Source organism: Evansella halocellulosilytica, from assembly GCF_002335745.1.
Classification (GTDB): Bacteria; Bacillota; Bacilli; order Bacillales; family Salisediminibacteriaceae; genus Bacillus_CA; species Bacillus_CA halocellulosilytica.
Window position 1 is genome coordinate 2626267 of record NZ_NIST01000001.1, and the last position, 19352, is coordinate 2645618.

16 protein-coding genes are annotated in these 19352 nt (G+C 37.5%); 10 read left to right on the forward strand and 6 right to left on the reverse strand.

Annotated features, from left to right (window positions below):
- Positions 1–270: 270 nt before the first annotated feature.
- The 3 genes from CD001_RS12510 to CD001_RS12515 all read right to left on the reverse strand — a co-directional run bounded on the left by CD001_RS12510 (position 271) and on the right by CD001_RS12515 (position 2312).
- Complete coding sequence (locus CD001_RS12510) at positions 271–771, reverse strand: small multi-drug export protein (protein ID WP_257009801.1); 501 nt, start codon at positions 769–771, stop codon at positions 271–273.
- Positions 772–973: 202 nt separating this feature from the next.
- Complete coding sequence (locus CD001_RS26010; RefSeq protein ID WP_142303586.1) at positions 974–1189, reverse strand: hypothetical protein; 216 nt, start codon at positions 1187–1189, stop codon at positions 974–976.
- A 220-nt stretch (positions 1190–1409) separates the two neighbouring features.
- Complete coding sequence (locus CD001_RS12515) at positions 1410–2312, reverse strand: aldo/keto reductase (protein ID WP_096188036.1); 903 nt, start codon at positions 2310–2312, stop codon at positions 1410–1412.
- Between the two features lie 282 nt (positions 2313–2594).
- Between CD001_RS12515 and CD001_RS12520 the strand changes: the two genes are divergently transcribed.
- The 4 genes from CD001_RS12520 to CD001_RS12530 all read left to right on the forward strand — a co-directional run bounded on the left by CD001_RS12520 (position 2595) and on the right by CD001_RS12530 (position 8813).
- Positions 2595–5639, forward strand: coding sequence for an efflux RND transporter permease subunit (locus tag CD001_RS12520; RefSeq protein WP_096188037.1), 3045 nt, complete (start codon positions 2595–2597; stop codon positions 5637–5639).
- Positions 5640–5832: 193 nt separating this feature from the next.
- Complete coding sequence (locus tag CD001_RS12525; protein ID WP_096188038.1) at positions 5833–7779, forward strand: aconitate hydratase; 1947 nt, start codon at positions 5833–5835, stop codon at positions 7777–7779.
- 14 nt (positions 7780–7793) lie between these two features.
- The gene (locus tag CD001_RS26430) at positions 7794–7967 is read left to right on the forward strand and encodes a hypothetical protein (protein WP_179298725.1); all 174 of its coding nucleotides are present in this window, start codon (positions 7794–7796) and stop codon (positions 7965–7967) included.
- A 126-nt stretch (positions 7968–8093) separates the two neighbouring features.
- Positions 8094–8813 (forward strand): HAD family hydrolase, encoded by a 720-nt coding sequence (locus CD001_RS12530; protein ID WP_096188039.1) that lies wholly within the window; start codon positions 8094–8096, stop codon positions 8811–8813.
- A gap of 39 nt (positions 8814–8852) precedes the next feature.
- Here the strand turns inward: CD001_RS12530 and CD001_RS12535 are convergent, their stop codons facing one another.
- On the reverse strand, positions 8853–9107 hold the full coding sequence (locus tag CD001_RS12535; RefSeq protein WP_096188040.1) for a hypothetical protein: 255 nt from the start codon (positions 9105–9107) through the stop codon (positions 8853–8855).
- A gap of 294 nt (positions 9108–9401) precedes the next feature.
- Here CD001_RS12535 and CD001_RS12540 point away from each other — a divergent pair, with 294 nt between their 5' ends.
- Positions 9402–10838: a serine hydrolase domain-containing protein gene (locus CD001_RS12540; protein ID WP_096188041.1), complete on the forward strand. Its 1437-nt coding sequence runs from the start codon at positions 9402–9404 to the stop codon at positions 10836–10838.
- 274 nt (positions 10839–11112) lie between these two features.
- Positions 11113–11748, forward strand: a complete 636-nt coding sequence (locus CD001_RS12545) for a lysophospholipid acyltransferase family protein (RefSeq protein ID WP_179298726.1) — start codon at positions 11113–11115, stop codon at positions 11746–11748.
- Positions 11749–11913: 165 nt separating this feature from the next.
- Here the strand turns inward: CD001_RS12545 and CD001_RS12550 are convergent, their stop codons facing one another.
- Positions 11914–13410 carry an alkaline phosphatase family protein gene (locus CD001_RS12550; RefSeq protein ID WP_257009802.1) on the reverse strand — a complete coding sequence of 499 codons (1497 nt, stop codon included), beginning with the start codon at positions 13408–13410 and terminating at the stop codon, positions 11914–11916.
- 317 nt (positions 13411–13727) lie between these two features.
- Positions 13728–14606, reverse strand: coding sequence for an SDR family oxidoreductase (locus CD001_RS12555; protein ID WP_096188043.1), 879 nt, complete (start codon positions 14604–14606; stop codon positions 13728–13730).
- A gap of 191 nt (positions 14607–14797) precedes the next feature.
- On the opposite strand from CD001_RS12555, the gene CD001_RS12560 reads away from it, so the two are divergent.
- From CD001_RS12560 to CD001_RS12575, 4 genes are all read left to right on the forward strand, one after another.
- Positions 14798–15508, forward strand: coding sequence for a FadR/GntR family transcriptional regulator (locus CD001_RS12560; RefSeq protein WP_096188044.1), 711 nt, complete (start codon positions 14798–14800; stop codon positions 15506–15508).
- A 238-nt stretch (positions 15509–15746) separates the two neighbouring features.
- Positions 15747–16742 (forward strand): tripartite tricarboxylate transporter substrate binding protein, encoded by a 996-nt coding sequence (locus CD001_RS12565; RefSeq protein WP_096188045.1) that lies wholly within the window; start codon positions 15747–15749, stop codon positions 16740–16742.
- Positions 16743–16809: 67 nt separating this feature from the next.
- Positions 16810–17262 carry a tripartite tricarboxylate transporter TctB family protein gene (locus CD001_RS12570; protein ID WP_096188046.1) on the forward strand — a complete coding sequence of 151 codons (453 nt, stop codon included), beginning with the start codon at positions 16810–16812 and terminating at the stop codon, positions 17260–17262.
- A 574-nt stretch (positions 17263–17836) separates the two neighbouring features.
- Complete coding sequence (locus tag CD001_RS12575; protein ID WP_179298727.1) at positions 17837–19342, forward strand: tripartite tricarboxylate transporter permease; 1506 nt, start codon at positions 17837–17839, stop codon at positions 19340–19342.
- The last annotated feature ends 10 nt before the right edge of the window (positions 19343–19352 follow it).

A 19352-nucleotide genomic window follows, 5' to 3' on the forward strand; every position in this document is an offset into this window, starting at 1 on the left:
AGATATAGTAAAACGTTTGCAATAAAACTATTATAGAGAAAGGATAACAGGAGTTCAATGACTTCGTCTCGCAAAAATGATTGATTGTTCTTGTGCACGCATTTTTACATTATGACCTTACCACCAGTTAAAAACAAATTTTCCAAGAATAGCAACAAGGAGACCGATCATTAAGACGATATCTAATAGTTTTTTCATAAATTCTCCTTTTGTTTATGTTGTTATTAGTTAAATCTTGCAGTTGACCTATAGTTACATGCACCTGAACTATTATTCATTATCGAGAATATTCGTAAGAAATCCTTCTCGACCAGTTTGGTTGTGAAGAAAATCGATACCATAATAAGAGGTGAAGCCCATAACGACTGACCAGATGGTGACACTGACCGTCATCCAAAACGTGATTTGCTTCTTTTTTCCTCCAAATCCCATTGCTAAGACTGCCCCTAAATGACTGCCGATAAGAATAGGTGATAATAATGCTAATCCAGGGAGACCATATTTTTTCCATACTCTTTCTGCACGAGCTTGCCTTTTTTTAGAAGGTTCCTTTCCTTTCTTTTCTTTCCGGTGTTGTAACCACCTCTTAACTTGATCCATCAGTAATATGAGCAACCATATTGTCAGGATATTTCCTAAGAAAGCAAGTAGCGTGACAGGGAGAGCGTGTAATCCAGCAACAACACCTAATGGGATGACTCCGACAACTTCAAAAAAAGGAATTGCCGCTAATAAAAAGACAAATAAATAAGCAACATAAATACTCAACATGTATTCCTCCTCAACATCTATTTGTTCGAAATTATTTTCGTTTCTCTTTATCCACTAAAAAAACGGTTATGAGTATTTTTTAGAACGAAACTTTATTCGATCAAACATAGTGTAAATGATATTATGCAAAATGTAAAGTATTATTAACATTATGTTATAGATATTTTGCATAAATGGGTGAAGGAATACGATTACGAATGTTTTATAAATCTAAATCATTTTGGTGATGACCATTGGGTAACAACCGGTAGATAAGGATGGCAAGTGAGGGGAGGAAAATATAGAGAACAAAGATATTCTTTAGAATCGGGAAGGCTTCAAGGACTGAGAAAAGAACAAGAAATAAAAAGGTCAGGAAGGGAGCATATTTTGCTAATTTTTCGCGTTTTGTTCGATACCGCTTTTGTTTTCGTTTCAATGCTATTCTCTCCATAAACATGTATTTTTTAACTATTCTAGTCATAGCTGTCCCGGTTTAAACAAACCTACTTGGACAAAACAGCCTCACTAAAGCAAAAAAAGATCCGGTTATCACGAGTGATAACCGGAAAAAGGGAAAAATAGCTCCACCAACGGAGAGGGCCCACTCTTAAACATAGTTTTATCCGAACCTCTGACACGTTGAGGCAGTGAATACATTATGGTACTTCATGTCCCATTGAGCTATGGAGAATTTCAAACCACTGATCTAACGTTAACTGATGGTTTAATGAATGAACGGCTGAGTCAATTCTTGATTTTTTTCCTGAACCAATGATCGGCATGATGTTAGCAGGGTGAGCAAGGATCCATGCAAAAATGACTTGATCGATGCTTTCGGCATTTATTTCATGTTGAATGTTTGTTAACGTTTCCCGTAATCGGACAGCTTTTTCGTCATCACTAAAGAAAACCTTTCCACCTGCTAATGGAGACCATGCCATTGGCGGTATTCTTTTTTCAAGGCATAAATCGAGCGTTCCATCTTCAATATTTTCTAATTGGTATGGTGAAACCTCAATTTGATTCGTTACTAAGTCAAGATCTAAATAAGATTGAAGCATGGCTAACTGATGCCTTTTAAAGTTTGATACACCGAAGGTCCTGACTTTCCCGGAGTCTTTAAGTTCTGTAAATGCTTCTGCAACTTGTTCGGGGTCCATGAATGGATCCGGGCGATGGATGAGTAACGTATCAATATAATCAGTTTTTAAATTTCTTAATGAGTGATCAACCGATTCAAGTATATGCTGTTTACTCGTATTGTAATGATGTGATTGATGGTGCGGACGATTTGGTGACTTCAAGACAATCCCGCACTTTGTCACAATTTCTATTTTCTCACGAATATCGGGATTGAGTGATAATGCTTCACCGAATAATTGTTCACACATATAACCTCCATAAATATCAGCATGATCAAATGTCGTAATCCCTTTTTCAATACAATGTTCGATTAATGATAACGTTTCTTCTTTAGAATAATTCCACTCGTTTAGTCTCCATAATCCGTGAATGAGGCGAGAGTAACTTAGTTCGTTTGTTAGTTTAATTCTTTCCACCATTTCTCCTCCTTTAGCACTTTACTACCCTATATTAAACCGTTTTTATAGTCTGATTACAAATGATTTTTGTCTAAAACGAAAAATGGAAGCCTATTTATATCTAAGTCTGGAGACTTATGAAAATACCGTCTTCTGACGGTTTTATCGCAATAGGAAAATCTATATCGTATTGAAGTGAAGGAAGAAAAGGGGAATATTTGTAACCTTTTCCATTTTTAGTTGTTTTATAAAGGTGTCTTATATTTCGCTCGTCAAATATACACGGTGGGAGAGAGAAGAATGCAATTGTTAAAGATGTTGTTAAAAAGGAAATTACTAGTTGGATTAATGGTTGTTTTTGTCGTTATGGTTGGCAGCTATTCAATCGGAAAGATGGGAAAAGAATTGTTTCCTCCGATTACGATGGATTATACCGCTGTATACATTCAAGCTGGTGAAATGGCTGCTATTGATGTAGAGGAACGAATTACGATTCCAGTAGAACAGACAATATCGAATGTTGATGGAGTCGAATCGATCGAATCAAATACAACAATTGGAAACAGTGTCATTACATTAACCCTTGAGGAAGGAAGAGGGGATGAAGTAACAAAAGATGTTGAAGCATCACTTGCTGGACTTCAGTCTGACATCCCGGAGGTCGATGATTATCAGGTGTTTGCGTTTTCTACAGATCAGCCTTTTGAGTTTTATATGGACCTTTCAGGTGGCTCTTTGAAAGAAATGTCAGCCTTTGCTCGGGAAGTTGTGAAGCCTAGGCTAGAAGGGTTGGGTGAAGTTCGAGAAGTCAACTTAAACGGATTAATGGAAAAAGAATATATCATTAATTTAGATCAAGAGGCATTGCAAAATAACGGGCTTGAAGTTCAACAAGTCATTCAGTCGATTGAGCAGGCAAATTTAGAAGCGACTGTTGGCGAATTAAAAGGGGAAGATCATGAACCACTTTTACGCTGGAATACATCGCTTACAAGTATTGAAGATATTGAAGAATTAAAAATACCTACGATGGAAAGCATCATTTCCTTATCTGAAGTAAGTGATGTTTATGAGCAGGAAAGTCAAGAATCTTCTTTTATTTGGAAAGACGGCTCAAAGGACTTTATTTTTATTGAAATTGGTCGTACAAATGGCTATACCCAAATAGATCTTGCAGAAGCTGTTCGCGACGAAGTTCAAGCTATTCATGATGAAGGTCTTGTCGAAGGCTTCCAGTTTAACGAAGTCGTTGCTCAAGCTGATTATGTATCAGACTCCATCGGTGGGGTTAGTAACAATGTCATCATCGGTGGGATACTTGCACTCGTCGTATTAATGCTGTTCTTAAGAAATGTTAGAGCAACCTTCATTGTCGGCCTTACGATACCGATATCGATTTTATTAACCTTCGCCGTAATGTGGATGCTTGATTACAGCTTTAACATGCTATCGCTAATTGCTTTAGGACTTGGAATCGGTATGATGGTAGATGCCTCAATCGTTATACTTGAATCGATTTATCGGAAAAAAGAGCAAGGTCTTAAAGGAACTGAAGCGGTCGTTCGTGGAGTAAGAGAGGTTGCAACAGCTGTCATTGCTTCGATGCTAACAACCGTTGTCGTATTTTTACCTGTAGGATTGTTTGGCGGTGAGTTTGGGCCGTTTATTATCGTTCTATCTGTTGTTGTTGTGATCACGCTCGTAAGTTCAGTTGTTATTTCTTTTACACTTATTCCTTCTCTAGCAGAGAACTTTTTGAAGCTAAAAGAGAAGAAAAAAGCGAAAAAAGAAAGTAAACTAATCAACCTCTATGGGAAGTGTATCGACTGGATATCGACGAAAAAACGCCGGATGTTCGGTTTCATTGCGCTCTTCATCGTCATATTTGGTTCATCTTTAGCGCTAACAACGAAGGTACCGATGACGGTTTTACCAGATATGTTAAACAGGTATTCAGAAGTAGTGATTCAACTGGAAAATGGTGTGTCTGCTGAGGAGCGTGAGGAGATCATCGAAGCATTTTACGAAAAGTTGGATCACGTAGATGACCTAGAATCGAGCATCGTTATGGATGATCCAGAGATGATTTTTGCGTTAATTAATATGACGAAAGGTGAAGATATTTCGGTCGAGCAAGATGATGTTAATGAGCAAATTTTTGCTGCATTACGAGAACTGGAAGAAGAGTACCCGGTTAGTCAAACTGGTGGAATGGCAACAGGACCTTCTCAGACTCCAGTACAATTGAAAGTAAAAGGTGAAAATCTTGATGAGTTAAAAACGATTGCAGAAGATTTTCAAACAGATCTTGGCAACATAGAAGGGGTGACGAACAGTACATCCTCTATGGCTGCTGCAATTGAAGAGCAAAGAATTGTGCTTAAAGAAGATGAAATTGAAGAAGATGGGCTGACGGCGTCGATGTTGTATCAGCATTTACAAGGAACATTTATTGACTATCCAATTGGTGAACTTAATGAAAATGGTGTACCTGTTAAAATGATTGCGAAAACGCAAGACGCTATAGAAAACATTGATGATGTCATGAGCAATGAAGTGCAAACGATGCAAGGGATGGAAAGCTTGTCAAAGTATATGAGTTTAGAAGAAGGATTATCTCCAAATGAAATCCTCCGAGAAGATGGTGAGCGTTACGCCACTATTTCCGGTCAAATTGAAGGAAGAGACTTAGGGGCGGTTACGAGAGATATTGAACAATTAATTCGCGATACGGATGTACCGCTCGGTTATTCGGTTTCGACAGGAGGAGATATTGCTGCACAGCAGGAAATGATCCAAGATTTATTAGTTGTACTTGGTATATCAATCTTCCTCGTATATGTTGTTATGGCTGTACAGTTTAATAATTTAATCCATCCATTCATTGTCATGTCGATTATTCCTATGACTGCAATAGGTGCAATATTTGCCTTATTAATTACACAACGGGAATTAAGTATTCTTTCGGCAATGGGACTGCTCATGTTAATTGGAATAGTCTTAAATAATGCAATCTTGTTAATTGACCGCATTAAACAGTTAAGACTTGAAGGAATGTCAGTAAAAGAAGCTGTCGTTGAAGCTGGAAAAAACCGGATACGACCGATTTTTATGACAACGTTAACGACAATTGGAGGTATGCTTCCACTTGCAATTGCAACAGGAGCTTCCGGTAATTACCAAGCACCATTAGCAACTGTTATTATTGGCGGGTTGTTATTTGCAACATTTATTACATTAATTTTAATTCCTTCATTGTATGTTCTGCTACATCGTACTGGAAAAGGTTTTAAACGATTGTTTAAAAGGAAGGGAGAAAAGGAAGAGTCTGATATCGCTGCCTAAAGCACATTCAAGGGATGCCCAAAATAGGGCATTCCTCTTTAAGGGCTTTATACGTGAGATCTCATATGTTTTTTTACTGCGTGTCAGGGTAAACGAACGATAGAGGAAATTATCATGATAATGTCACCATTTTATGTGAAAACTAAGTTGAAAACGTGGACTCATTAGCCTGATAAAAAAAGGAGTGTAATGGATGGCGTTAAATGTCACACAAAAATTAATAAAAGAACATTTAATCTCAGGAACGATGACGCCTGGTGAAGAAATTGGTTTGAAAATCGATCAGACGTTAACACAAGATGCAACTGGAACAATGGTCATGCTTGAACTTGAAGCAATGGGAATTGAGCGGGCAAAAACTGAAGCATCAGCTCAATATGTCGATCATAATATCATTCAAGTTGACAGCAAGAATCCTGATGATCACTTGTTTTTACAAAGTGCAACGAGACGATTTGGACTTTATTATAGTCAGCCGGGAAATGGTGTGAGTCACCCCGTTCATATGCAGCGAATTGCTATTCCTGGTAAAACGTTGTTAGGTTCAGACAGCCATACTTGTGCGAATGGGTGTATGGGGATGTTAGCGATGGGTGCTGGAGGAATCGATGTAGCAATGGCAATTGCTGGCGAACCGATTTATATAAAGATGCCTAAAGTGTGGGGAATTAAATTAACTGGAAAATTAAATGACTGGGTGAGTGCAAAAGATGTCATCTTAGAATTATTGCGCCGTCATGATGTCAAAGGCGGTGTCGGAACGATTATCGAATATTATGGTCCCGGGCTAGATTCATTAGATGCAATGGACCGCCACGTGATCGCAAACATGGGGGCAGAATTAGGTGCAACGACGACTGTTTTCCCATCGGACAGCGAAGTGAAAAGATTTTTGTCGACTCAAAAAAGAGAAGAAGATTGGGCTGAGCTTGTTGCGGATGATGGCTCAACATATGATTTACATGAAGAGATTGATTTGTCCGCGATCGAACCGATGATTGCGAAACCATCAAGTCCTGGAAATGTTGTATGTGTTTCAGAGGTTGAAGGAGAGCCAATTTATCAATCTTATATAGGCTCGTCTGCAAATCCTGGCTATCGTGATTTTGCCATTGTCGCAGAAATTGTCAAAGGAAAGTCGGTTGCGAGTGGCGTATCGTTTGATATTAACCCTTCATCTAGACAAATTTTAACAGATTTAATTAATGAAGGACACATAACGAGTCTTATTTCAGCTGGAGGACGACTGCATCAAGCCGGGTGCAATGGTTGTATTGGAATGGGGCAAGCACCAGCAACGGGACGGAACAGTTTGCGGACGACTCCCCGTAACTTTCCTGGCAGGTCCGGAACGAGAGAGGACAGTGTTTACTTATGCAGTCCTGAAACAGCAGCGGCTTCTGCACTTACAGGTAAAATAACTGATCCGAGAACATTAGGTATGGATTACCCACGAGTAAAGGAACCGAAGAATCCGACAATTGATGTAGATTTATTAGAAGAACCTTTGCCTTATGAAGAAGCAAAAAAGGTAGAGCTATTTAAAAGTCCGAACATTACTTCGATACCTGAAATGGAGCCTCTTCCAGATGAGCTCGATATTCCGATTTTATTAAAAGTGAGTGATAACATATCGACAGATGAGATTCTTGCCGGTGGTGCGCGCGTACTACCGTATAGAAGTAACTTACAGGAAATCAGCAAATTTTCGTTTGAGATTTTAGATGAAACTTATTACGATCGTGCGCAAAAAATAGTAAAAAATGGGGGACATGCCATCGTTGGAGGCTATAATTACGGTCAAGGGTCGAGCCGAGAGCATGCGGCTTTAGCCCCGCGTTTTCTAGGGTTACGAGCAGTCATTGTTAAAGACTATGCGCGAATTCATTGGCAAAACCTTGTAAATTTTGGTGTTCTCCCACTAACGTTTAAAAATGAGGTGGATTTTGACAAACTCAATGCAGGGGATGTCATTTCTTTCAGAAGGCTTCGAGAGGAGCTCCAGACTGGTCACGAAATCCATGCATCGATTAATGAGAAGGAATTAACGATTACGTGTATTCACTCATTGTCCGAGAGACAAGTCGACATGATGTTGAAAGGTGGATTAATCAATTGGGTTAAAGCAAGACAAGCATAAGGAGGTGTACAAAAGTGAGTCATGAAAATCGATGTAAAGCTTGTGATGGTTCTGGATTGTTAATGGATGATGAAGAGTGGAGATACCCTTGTACAGTGTGCGGCGGTGATGGTGTGATGAGTCTAGGGGAGAAGCCGGAACCAGACAAGCCCTTTTCAGTTGATCAAAATAATCGCACACTTGAATAAAAATGATGCAATAAGCAGTCAGTTATCATGTACTGGCTGCTTTTCTAATGAACCGTTTTGCTAACGAGATTGTTTGTCAATATGGTATAATTTGTTTTTAATTTATAATATGGAGAGGCGGTCACGATGGTAAAAGTTATTTTGTTTGATTTAGATGGGACATTGCTTCCGATGGATACAAATGCATTTGTAAACCATTACATAAAGGAATTGGCACCGAAAGTAGGGCATATCGTTGATCCGAAACAATTTGTACAGGCGCTCATGGCTGGAACTGAAGCGATGATTAAAAATTTAGATTCTAGCAAGACGAATGAGAAAGTATTTGAAGAAGCGTTTTTACCGTTATTAGGTGTAAAAAAAGAAGACATTTGGCCAACATTAGATGATTTTTATGAAACGGTGTTTCCGACGTTTTCATATATGTGTCAGCCGACACCGGAAGCAAAAAAAGTGGTTGAAGAAGCTGTCGACCAAGGTTATCGTCTCGCAATAGCGACGAACCCGGTCTTCCCGAAAGCAGCTATTTACCACAGATTAAATTGGGCAGGAATTGATAAAATCCCTTTTGAAATTGTAACTGTGTATGAAGAAAATGTTTTTACAAAGCCACATGCTCAATATTATCAAGATCTATCAGACCGGTTAAATGTGAAGCCGGAAGAATGTATGATGGTAGGAAACGATATGCAGGAAGATATGGTTGCGAGTGAAATAGGGATGAAAACATTCCTAATTGAAGGAAATGTTATTGACCGCGGCCAACCGCAATATCAAATGAATGATCGAGGAACGATAGAACAATTTTATAATCAGTTAAAGCAGAAAACGGGATTATTTGCATGAAGCAGAAAGAGGACTCTTGTGGAAGTCCTCTTTTTTGAATTAATTTTTAACTAGCTCATGGGTCAGTTCTTGCTCAAGAAATCCTGCCAAACCAATGTTGCTTTCTAAATCGACAATGTATATTGTCTTATTATTTTTTACCCATGAAACGTATGTGGAGTAAAATGGATGGCTTTCTTTAAAATATTTCTCCAGCTCTTCTCTTTCAGAACAAATGTCTTTCACTTTCCCTTTTCCAACATATTCACTTCTGCCGTGTTTATTAACGTAAACAGTATCTCCAACATTAAACAAAATGATCACTCCAATACTAAAGAAGTTATTTTAATCTATGATGATAAGAATGACTTTATTTTATCATATCCAGCTAAACAATCCCTACCCTTTCTTATCATCCAATCGTTCCATTTTCTGCCCCAATTTAATCTAATTCGTCAGGAGTTTATATTTCAAAGCTTGAGCTTCATTGGGTTAAGTTTTACGTATTTCTTGTTGTATTCAAAAGGATTTTTCAATTATAAGGAGAACCATATTTGAGAGGTTCATTTTATAGGTCATTTGAAAAAACACATTGAGGGGAGAATGACGATGAAAACGGACAAGTGGATAACGAAGTTTGAACCTTTTGCTGGACGCCTCATTGAAAAATATCAAGTTCCTGGTACTGCGCTAGCAGTCTCACATCATGGAAAAATGATTTACAAGGAAGGTAAAGGGTATCGCAACGTTGATGAAAAGCTTGAAGTGACAGAGAATACACTCTTTGGGATTGCTTCAATAACAAAATCATTTACCGCGATTGCGATTATGCAATTACAGGAGAGGGGAAGCCTTACGGTCAATGACCCGGTCGTTCGTTATTTACCAGAATTTAAGACGAGTGACCCAGCACATACTGAACGCGTAACAATTCATCATTTTCTTACCCATACATCTGGACTCCCAACATTGCCGACGCTTTACTATGCAATGAAACGTACGATGGAAAATGATTCGTCAATCTCCGAGCAACAAATGGAACGGTTAAATGAACATGAACCAATTGATGATTACGAACAGCTAATGAGCTTTGTTGGCGAATTAACCTTTGATCTATTAGGTGAGCCGGGAACAGAATTTAGCTATTCAAATGATGCATATGCCTTACTAGGTGCGATTGTTGAGCGAGTGAGTGGGATGCCGTATGACGAATATGTGACAGAAAATATTTTGAAGCCTCTAAACATGACCTCAAGTACATTTGATTTAAATCGTGTGATACATGCAGAAGATGTAACGACGTTGTACGCATCGAAAGAAGAAGACGGTGAAAAAGAAATCTATAAATCAGACGTGTGGTGGGATGCACCAGCGATGTTAGCAGGTGGTTTTCTTAGGTCAACATTGAAAGATATGATGAAATACACAGAACTCTATTTGAATGATGGCACTGTTCATCACTCTCGAATTCTTACTCCAGAAAGTTTGCGTGAAATGGTACATCCTCATGTTCAATATGAGAAAAATAAATATTACGGGTACGGACTGATGATCACTCCTGATTACAATGGAGCGACATTAGTCGAACATGGCGGAAGCTTGAAAGGAGTTTCATCTCATTTAAGTGTCGTTCCAGAAAAAAGATTAGCCGGTGTCGTATTAACGAACATTGTTGGTGTACCTGTTTCATCGCTGTTGTTAGGAGCGCTTAATGCTGTACAAGGAGTAGAACCGGATACTCCGCTGCAAACGTATCAAGATTACGAAGTTCAGGCTGATCTTCTTGAGAAGTATTGTGGGACATTTACTTCTGGAGAAGGTGCAGAAATTAATGTGACTAAAAAAGATAATCAGCTTCTTTTTGAATCAGAAGGAGAAAGTTATTCGATGAGACCGGTCGATCGTCATTTATTTACAGTGGAAATGAATGAATCGGAAACACCGGTTCGCTTTTTAGTCAATGATGAACAAGAGGTATATGGTATTTTTCTAGGAGTGAGACAGTTACTAAAAGGTGAAGTCGAGCAAAAGTCAGAAAGTGTATAAAGAAATCAGTTGAAAGTACATGGGGAATCAATAGCCATGTACTTTTTGTTGTAGTGCTGTTCACGATTTTGATCGGACAACAAGTGCGCGATGACCTCGAAAATCATGGTTTTACAAAGGAATGGGAGGACCCTGTAGTCACCACATCCGTGTGGAAGCTCGTGATGTAACGTTTGTGGCTCTTTTTGTCCTCCTTTTTAAACACGCATTAGGGATAATTTTCCCTGGCTTGCAAAAAATAATTGTACAACCTTTAATAGCCGGAGGAAGGGTCATGTTTTACAAACTGCTTAAGTTTATTGCCAAAATTATTATTCCAATCAAATATAAAATTAAAGTGTTTCATGAGAACGATCAATTGCCTTCAGGTGCTTTTATCGTTTCTTCTAACCATACGAGCTGTCTCGATCCAATCGTAATTAGCTTACTATTAAAGAGAGACATTCATTTTTTAGCAAAAGCTGAACTATTCCAAAATAAATTATCCAATTTGTTTTTTAAAGGGCTACTTGCAATTCCTGTTGATCGACGTAAAGGAAACAGGATAAAGCCTGTCAGAAGTGCATTAAGGCTTTTAAAGAAGGGAGAGGTTGTCGGAATCTTCCCAGAAGGATCGAGGATGAAGGAAGGTGAAAGGGTGCCACCTAAAAACGGTGTAGCTTTTTTAGGTTTAAAAGGAGATGTCCCAGTTTTACCTGTTGCCATCTCTCTTTCGAAAAAAAGAAAATGGTTTAGAGAAGAAGCGTTGATTCATTTTGGTACACCAATAGATATATCAACAGTTGGACTAACTCATTACAGCGAACTTGCAGCTTATATTTTTAACCAATCTCTTGAATTATTACCGGGAGAAAGAAGGACGGTTCATATAAACCTCAATGTTGAATCAAAAAAGGAAATGAAGCAATAAAGCTAATAGAGGAGCTATTTTTAACTATGAGAATTGATAAAAAATATATGGACAATCGTATAACGTCAACTAAAGTTTGGATGAAACCCCAAAAGTCGTATACATAAAGGCTGTGACGAGAGTCGTTAAAATGTATACGACTTTATGAAATGACTATTTGATATTTTACATAAGTGATATTTCGTCCTCGTCAGCTGTCAGTTGAAGAATCCACTCTTTCATATCGACCATACGTAAGTATTTTGGCGACGAATTTGTACCAGTAACGATCATTGGAATATTTGTGTCATTTGCATGGATTCCACCATGACTTGCCCCGCCTACATGAGTTGGGGTACTTTCTCCAATGAATTGATAATCGGGTTTGACGGTTGTTACGACGAAGTCTCCTTCATGTGAAGTTAAAGAGCTATGAAGTCGTTTTAATGCATCTGGATAATCTCCGTAATCAATCCCTTGTCCTTCAACTTTTAAATCGAGAATGGATTCATCACCGTCAATTTTCCAAGTTTGATTATAAATATCTTTAAAATCACCGTTTGGTTTAAATTTAAATGTCTCATCTGTTCCACTGCTTGTAACAAAATACCAATCATCAGATTTCCATGCAATGATCTCTATGCGATCATCACTTTGTAACTTTTCAACAATAGCTGATATAGGAACTTCATTCGTATTTAATGAATAGATAAAGCATGAGCGAAGATTAATCGCTAATACAATGTCGTCCTCTTTACGCACACCTTTTCTCAGCTTTGTGATTTTAAAAGGCTGTAACAGTTTACGTAAGTCAACAGAAGCTGTTTCTTTATTATTTGTAATTCTTGATTGCCCATTATCCCCTATTAAAATCCATATGTGATTTTCTAAAGCTTGTTCCCAGCTTTCAAATGTATCTAATATTGTTTGTAATTGCTGATCCATCTCCTTGATTCCTTTAATATCCATTGGACCATGTTTATGGACATTCTTATCATGGTCAGGTAAATAGACAATTGAAAATTGAGGAAGCTGATGATTTTTTACTAACTCGGAAAACTCTTGCACCGAATAATTATTATTAAAACCAAAGTTATTCCATAAGTGACTATATTTTTTATTGCTACTAAACCCTGCCAATCTGCCGTATACAAATGTTGAAGGGGTTTTTACGTGTAAATTCTTTTCAATGGCTACAAAAAAACGAACGAGTGGCGGAATGGTCATCGTATTTTCGATACTACCTCGGTGCATGAGTGTATTAATAGATGCTGATTCCTTGCCTAGCTCATGTAATTCTTCATGGATCGTTTTTGTGTCAGGGTTTAAGTAAGACTGGTTTAAGTGATAAAAAATATCATATAAACTTCTTGTTAACCCGAGCTTCATCAATTCAAATACATGTGTACCATGATTGATGATCCGGTTCTGGTTTTGGCTGTACCAAACGAGAGCTGGAATACGATGTTCATCGCAATATTTACCTGTTAATAGCGTACTCTCTACATTGACAGACATTGCTGGAAAAGGGGTAACGACATTTGGGTAATAATTTCCATGTTCCATAAAATATGAAAGAGCAGGCATATTTTCTTCTTTTAATGCAAGCTGAAGAGGCTTGTCCATTAGTGTGTCAAGCATAATCATAATGACACTTTGGTGATCTGTTTTATCAGTGGTCAAAAAAATCCCCCCATTTCAATCGTTTAAAAAGGATGTTCAAAAAGTCCGGGAAAAATAGCTTTCGTATCTCCGCGTTGACTCGTTTCTCTGTTACTCATGTATGAATACCATACGCTTCATTACTCAAAACTTCGTCGCTTTGATCTACTCGTTTCTTTTTGTCCACCTTTTTGAACACACACTTAAAATGTATTTGTCAAATCATTCTAATTAGTATTATTTCAGGTAGTTTATGTTTTTATGTAGTGACCCTACATCTTTATATAATTGATAAAAAAATGCACTTGGCATAACGTGCCAAGTGCAGTGGATTTGATCTATCCATTCACGATATCTCCTCCATTTACATGAAGGACTTGTCCTGAAACATAAGAAGAATCATCAGAAGCTAAGTAGACGTAACTCGGTGCCAATTCAGCAGGGTGACCAGGTCTTCCCATCGGACTACTTGTCCCGAAATTAGCTACTTGATCTGCAGGGAAGGAGGCTGGGATTAACGGAGTCCAAATCGGTCCAGGAGCGACTGCATTGACACGTATTCCCGAGCTGACAAGATTTTCTGATAGTGAGCGGGTTAAAGCGACCATCGCTCCTTTCGTAGCAGCATAATCCATTAATTCAGGCATTCCTTTATACGCGACGATCGAAACGGTATTTATAATCGTGCTTCCCTCCTTTAGGTGGGGACGAGCTGCTTTTATGAAGTGAAAGCAAGAAAAAATGTTTGTTTGAAAGGTCCGTTCCAATTGTGCACTCGATATATCTTCAATTTTTTCTTGGTAATGTTGTTCTGCTGCATTGTTTATTAAGCAATCTAATTGTCCAAATTGATTGATTGTTCGTTGGACGGCTTCCTGACAAAATTGCTCAACACCGACATCACCGGATATTAGTAAACATTGTCCGCCAACGCGTTCGACTTCTGCTTTTGTTTTTTCTGCATCTTCATGTTCATCTAAATAAATGAGTGACAATTTAGCTCCTTCTTTTGCAAATGCAATGGCAACTGCGCGTCCGATTCCGCTGTCACCGCCAGTTAATAAAACGACTTTATCTTTTAACTTGTTTGTGCCTTTATAGTTTGGATCGTCATAAATCGGTAACGGATTCATTTCGGATTCGAATCCAGGCTGCCGGTTTTGGGTTTGTGCTGGCTGACCATTTGTCTGCTTATCTTTTATATCTTGATATTTCATGAAATCACTCCTTAAATTGTTTTATGTTCAAGAAAAGCACCTATTTTATATAGGGTGTCTTTATTAAACTTTCAATAACCAAAAAAATAATAGTTTGACAACTCTGACATCTTAATTTAGAATTTAACTTGTAATACAACTAACAACATACAACTAACAACTTAAAATATTTTAAATGAAGGTGATGGGTGATGATTGAGGAGACAAAGAGAGGTAAACTCTCAGATATTGTTTTGCAAGATATTTTGAAAAAAATCATGGTTGGTGATTATAAGGCAAATGAATATCTTCCAAGTGAAAATGAACTTTGTACGATTTATCAAGTAAGCAGAGTCACAATAAGAGAAGCCATTAGAGGATTAGCAGAAAGAGGATTTGTGGAGCGTCAGCAAGGAAAAGGTGTACTAGTGATTAATAAAAGTGATGAAATTGTTTCAAATGCAATATACTCCATGATTTTAAGGAATTCTGTTGAGCAAAAACATGTCTTAGAAGTGAGAAAAACAGTTGAATTACAGACAGCTAGATTAGCTGCACAAAGGGCAACAGAAGATAATATTCAGGAGATGAAGGAAGCACTGGAGTCAATGAAAACTGTAAGTTCTTCTATTGAAGAGTACATTGCAAGTGACATGAAGTTCCATTTAGCGATTGCGAAAGCTTCTAAAAATATCGTATTCGAATCAATTATTAAAGCTTTAGAACCACTACTAACAGATAACATCCAATCAACGGTCGATACAAATGATCGCCCTGAACTGACTATGAAATTCCATGAAAACATTTATAAACAAATTCTATTAAAGAATCCAAACGCAGCAGAACAAAGTATGAGAGAACACTTAGAAGCAACGGAAACAAGGTTAAAGGTAGCAGAAGAGCAGAAAAATATAGATGACTGAAATATAAAATGACCATAATTTTAGGTCTATTTAAGTTAAATGTCTATCCTTTAAATAAAATGTAAGCGTTATTATTGGTGAGCGGATGGAAGTTTAAAGTCCAAAGGAGAAATGAAAGGAATAGAAGGTGGTGGTAAATGACCTCAGTCGTTTATCAAAGAGTAACTGATTCATGATGACTTAAATTCAGGGGTTATTAAAGGAAGAAAAAACTATTTTAACGGAGGGAAGTGCTTAAATGGGTAAAAGTAGAAGGTATTTATTCATTATGTTAGTTTTATCTGTATTTGTAATATTTGCAGCTTGTAGTACAGACGGCTCGGGCGAAAGCAATACTTCTGGTGATGGTGAGGTAGAATATCCAAACAGTACGATTGAAATTGTAGTTCCGTGGGCTGCAGGTGGAAGTAGTGATTTAACTGCAAGGGCTTTAGCCGAGGCAATGAGTACAATCATTGATCAAAATGTCGTAGTTGTCAATAGAGAAGGAGCTGGAGGAACAATTGCAACATCAGATGTTGCCCAACAACAACCTGATGCCCATACTCTCCTTTTTAACGCGGTTGGTGTTTTTACAACACAAAAGGTATTGAATGAAGTTTCATATTCAATTGATGATTTTCGAGCAGTAACGGGGTTAACATATGAGCCAATTGTATTACTTGTCAATGCTGACTCTCCATGGGAGTCAATAGATGACTTAGCAGCAGAAACAGACAGGGTTACATATGGTCATTCCGGTGCAGGTGGATTGCCAGATTTAGCTCAAGCTTCTTTTTATGAACAGGCAGGGGTTGATGCTGAAAGTGTTGCATACGAGGGACAGAATCCTGCAGTGACCGCTTTACTTGGGAATCACGTGGATACGGTAGCAGCTCACCCAGGAGACACGATGCAGCATGTAGAGTCTGGAGATTTAAGAGTATTAGGAATATTTTCCCCAGAACGATTTGATGATATACCAGATGTTCCGACATTTGAAGAAAATGGGTATCCAATTGACATGAGTGTTTGGAAGTATCTACTTGTTTCTAAAGAAACTCCAGATAATGTTTTAGATAAGTTGACTGACATTGTTAATGAAGCATTAGAACATCCAGAATATACCGAATTTTTAGAAACTTCTAACCTGACTCCTCAGCATATATCAGGAGAAGAAGTAATTGAAAGGTTAGAGAGCAATGCAGAAGAACATGGTGAAGCGATTAGAAATATGGGGCTTTCAAATGAATAGGGTTTGAAATTAAAAGGGGGGATTTCCACTTTCACCCCCTATATTACTTAGGTAAGTTGGTGAGAAGATGATTCGTAAAGAACGCAATATATGGTTGTTTTTTTTAATAGGTGGCCTATTGGTTTGGCAAATAATAATTCCTTCTCAGGTTCAAGTTAGTCAAAATAGCTCTAATTATGGCCCGGATTTTTTCCCAACTTTATTGGCTATTATTGTTGTTATTATAAGCGGTGCATCCTTTTTAGGAACATTTATAAAAAAATCAGAAAGTGATAGTGATGAAGCAACAAAATCACAGGATAGTGGAAATGTATGGATAGGTATTGTGGTATTTTTGATTACCGTTGGCTATGTTTTTATTGCAGAATTAATTGGTTTTATACCAGCATCATTGATTTCTATGCTATTAATCATGTTGCTCCTCTCCGTAAAGAAGTGGTATTTCTATCTCATCATGATTGTATTCATTATTGCAGTACATTATATTTTTGAAAATATTCTATATATTAGACTTCCTTAAATAATACTTAACTAGGTTTCCTGCAAAATACATGTTCAAATCGAATTGCGTCTATAATTGCGAAAATAAAATGAACATTCTTAACCATTTGGCAACCGAGTGTCAACTTTATGTTAGCGTTGAAACTCTTTCTTACGAAGTCGTAAATGATCATTTTTACATTTGCACACGGAATTATATTGATTGATGGAAGAATCAATATTTCTCAAATTCGTCAATGACCACTGAATTAAAGAAACCTACATAGCTCGTTTTCTCAACAAGTTACCAAGCTGTCTAAGTTATGTGACAAAATAGCGCAACCTGTTTATTCTATACCATCAAATAAAATCGAACAATATGAACCCACCACAATGAAACTATATGGCCTTTCCATCCGAATAGAGAAAAATGGTTATCCAATACTTCTCTATCTTTTTGGTGGAAAGATCAATCTTACATTGGAAATTAGTGTAGTTAACCACCTCATATATGGGGATATTTTGAAATTGTCAGTTAAAACGCAAAATGTATGCCCTAGGGATACTGATAAAAAATCCAAGAATTAAGTAGTTAACATAAAAGGGTGAAAAATATGGGAGAAATAATAATAAATAGCCTATTGTCCATACTTCAACTTGAAAATCTACTATTTATTATCATAGGAGTATTTTTAGGATTTATTTTTGGGTCATTGCCAGGATTAACCGCAACCATGGGGGTTGCTTTAATGCTTCCAATTACTTATAGCATGGAGCCGATAACAGCGATGCTATTTTTATTAGGAATTTATTGTGCTGGTACTTATGGAGGATCTGCATCAGCAATCCTAATAAATACACCAGGAACTCCCGCATCCGCTGCTACTGTGCTAGATGGTTATGCACTTGCTGAGAAAGGGAAAGCAGCAATCGCTTTACGAATGGCATTACTAGCATCTGTTGCAGGCGGAATAATCAGTGCTTTAGCATTGCTGTTTATCGCACCACAATTATCGAAGATAGCATTAAACTTTGGTCCAGCTGAATTCTTTGCTTTATCAGTTTTTGGCTTAACAATGATCGTTAGTGTAAGTAGTAATAACCTTAGAAAAGGTCTGATAATGGGTATATTGGGCATGTTTGTTTCCACTATAGGCCTTGATCAGATTGGTGGGCTATCTCGGTTTACTTTTGGTAATGGTTATTTAATGGGTGGTATTGATCTGATACCTGCATTAATTGGTCTATTTGCAATCTCTGAAATTATTAAAAAATCTCAAACAGCTCATTTAGGTATCGATAATAACAATATTGATAAATTAAATAAGACAGTAGTTTCTTATAAAGAACTCATTAAGAAGTACAAAAAAACAATGTTAAAATCTAGTGCTATAGGTACCTTTGTTGGAGCCATTCCTGGTACTGGACCGGCGATTGCATCGTTTCTCAGTTATAACGAAGCGAAAAGAGTTTCAAAAAATAAAGAAGAGTTTGGAAAGGGTTCCTTGGATGGGATTGCGGCATCTGAAGCTGGTAACAATGGCGTAACTGGTGCTACTCTTATTCCCTTACTTACTTTAGGAATTCCAGGAGATACAGTTACAGCTGTTCTACTGGGAGCGCTAATGATGCAAGGTATTGCTCCAGGTCCGCAATTGTTTGTAAATTATACTGAAATGATTTATACGATCATGATTGGCTTAGCAGTAGTAAATATTTTTATGTTGTTTCAAGGGTCTTTTGCAACAAGAGTCTTTGCCAAAATAAAATCTGTACCTATAAACCTACTCATACCGATTCTTCTAGTTTTATGTTTTATAGGTGCTTATGCAGTAAATAACACACTTTTCGATGTGAAAGTAATGCTGGTGTTCGGTCTTATAGGGTTTATTATGCCGAAATTGGGTTTCCCGATAACTCCAATGTTGCTTGGAATTGTGTTAGGACCCATCGCAGAAACATCCTTTAGACAAGCTTTGGCTGTTTCAAATGGCAGTTATATGATTTTTATTACAAAACCAATATCCTTGTTATTTATCTTGTTAGCGGTATTCTCTATCTTAGCTCCGTTAATAATGCCGTATATAAGAACACATTTGAAAAACAGACGTGCTAAATAACTTGTTATGA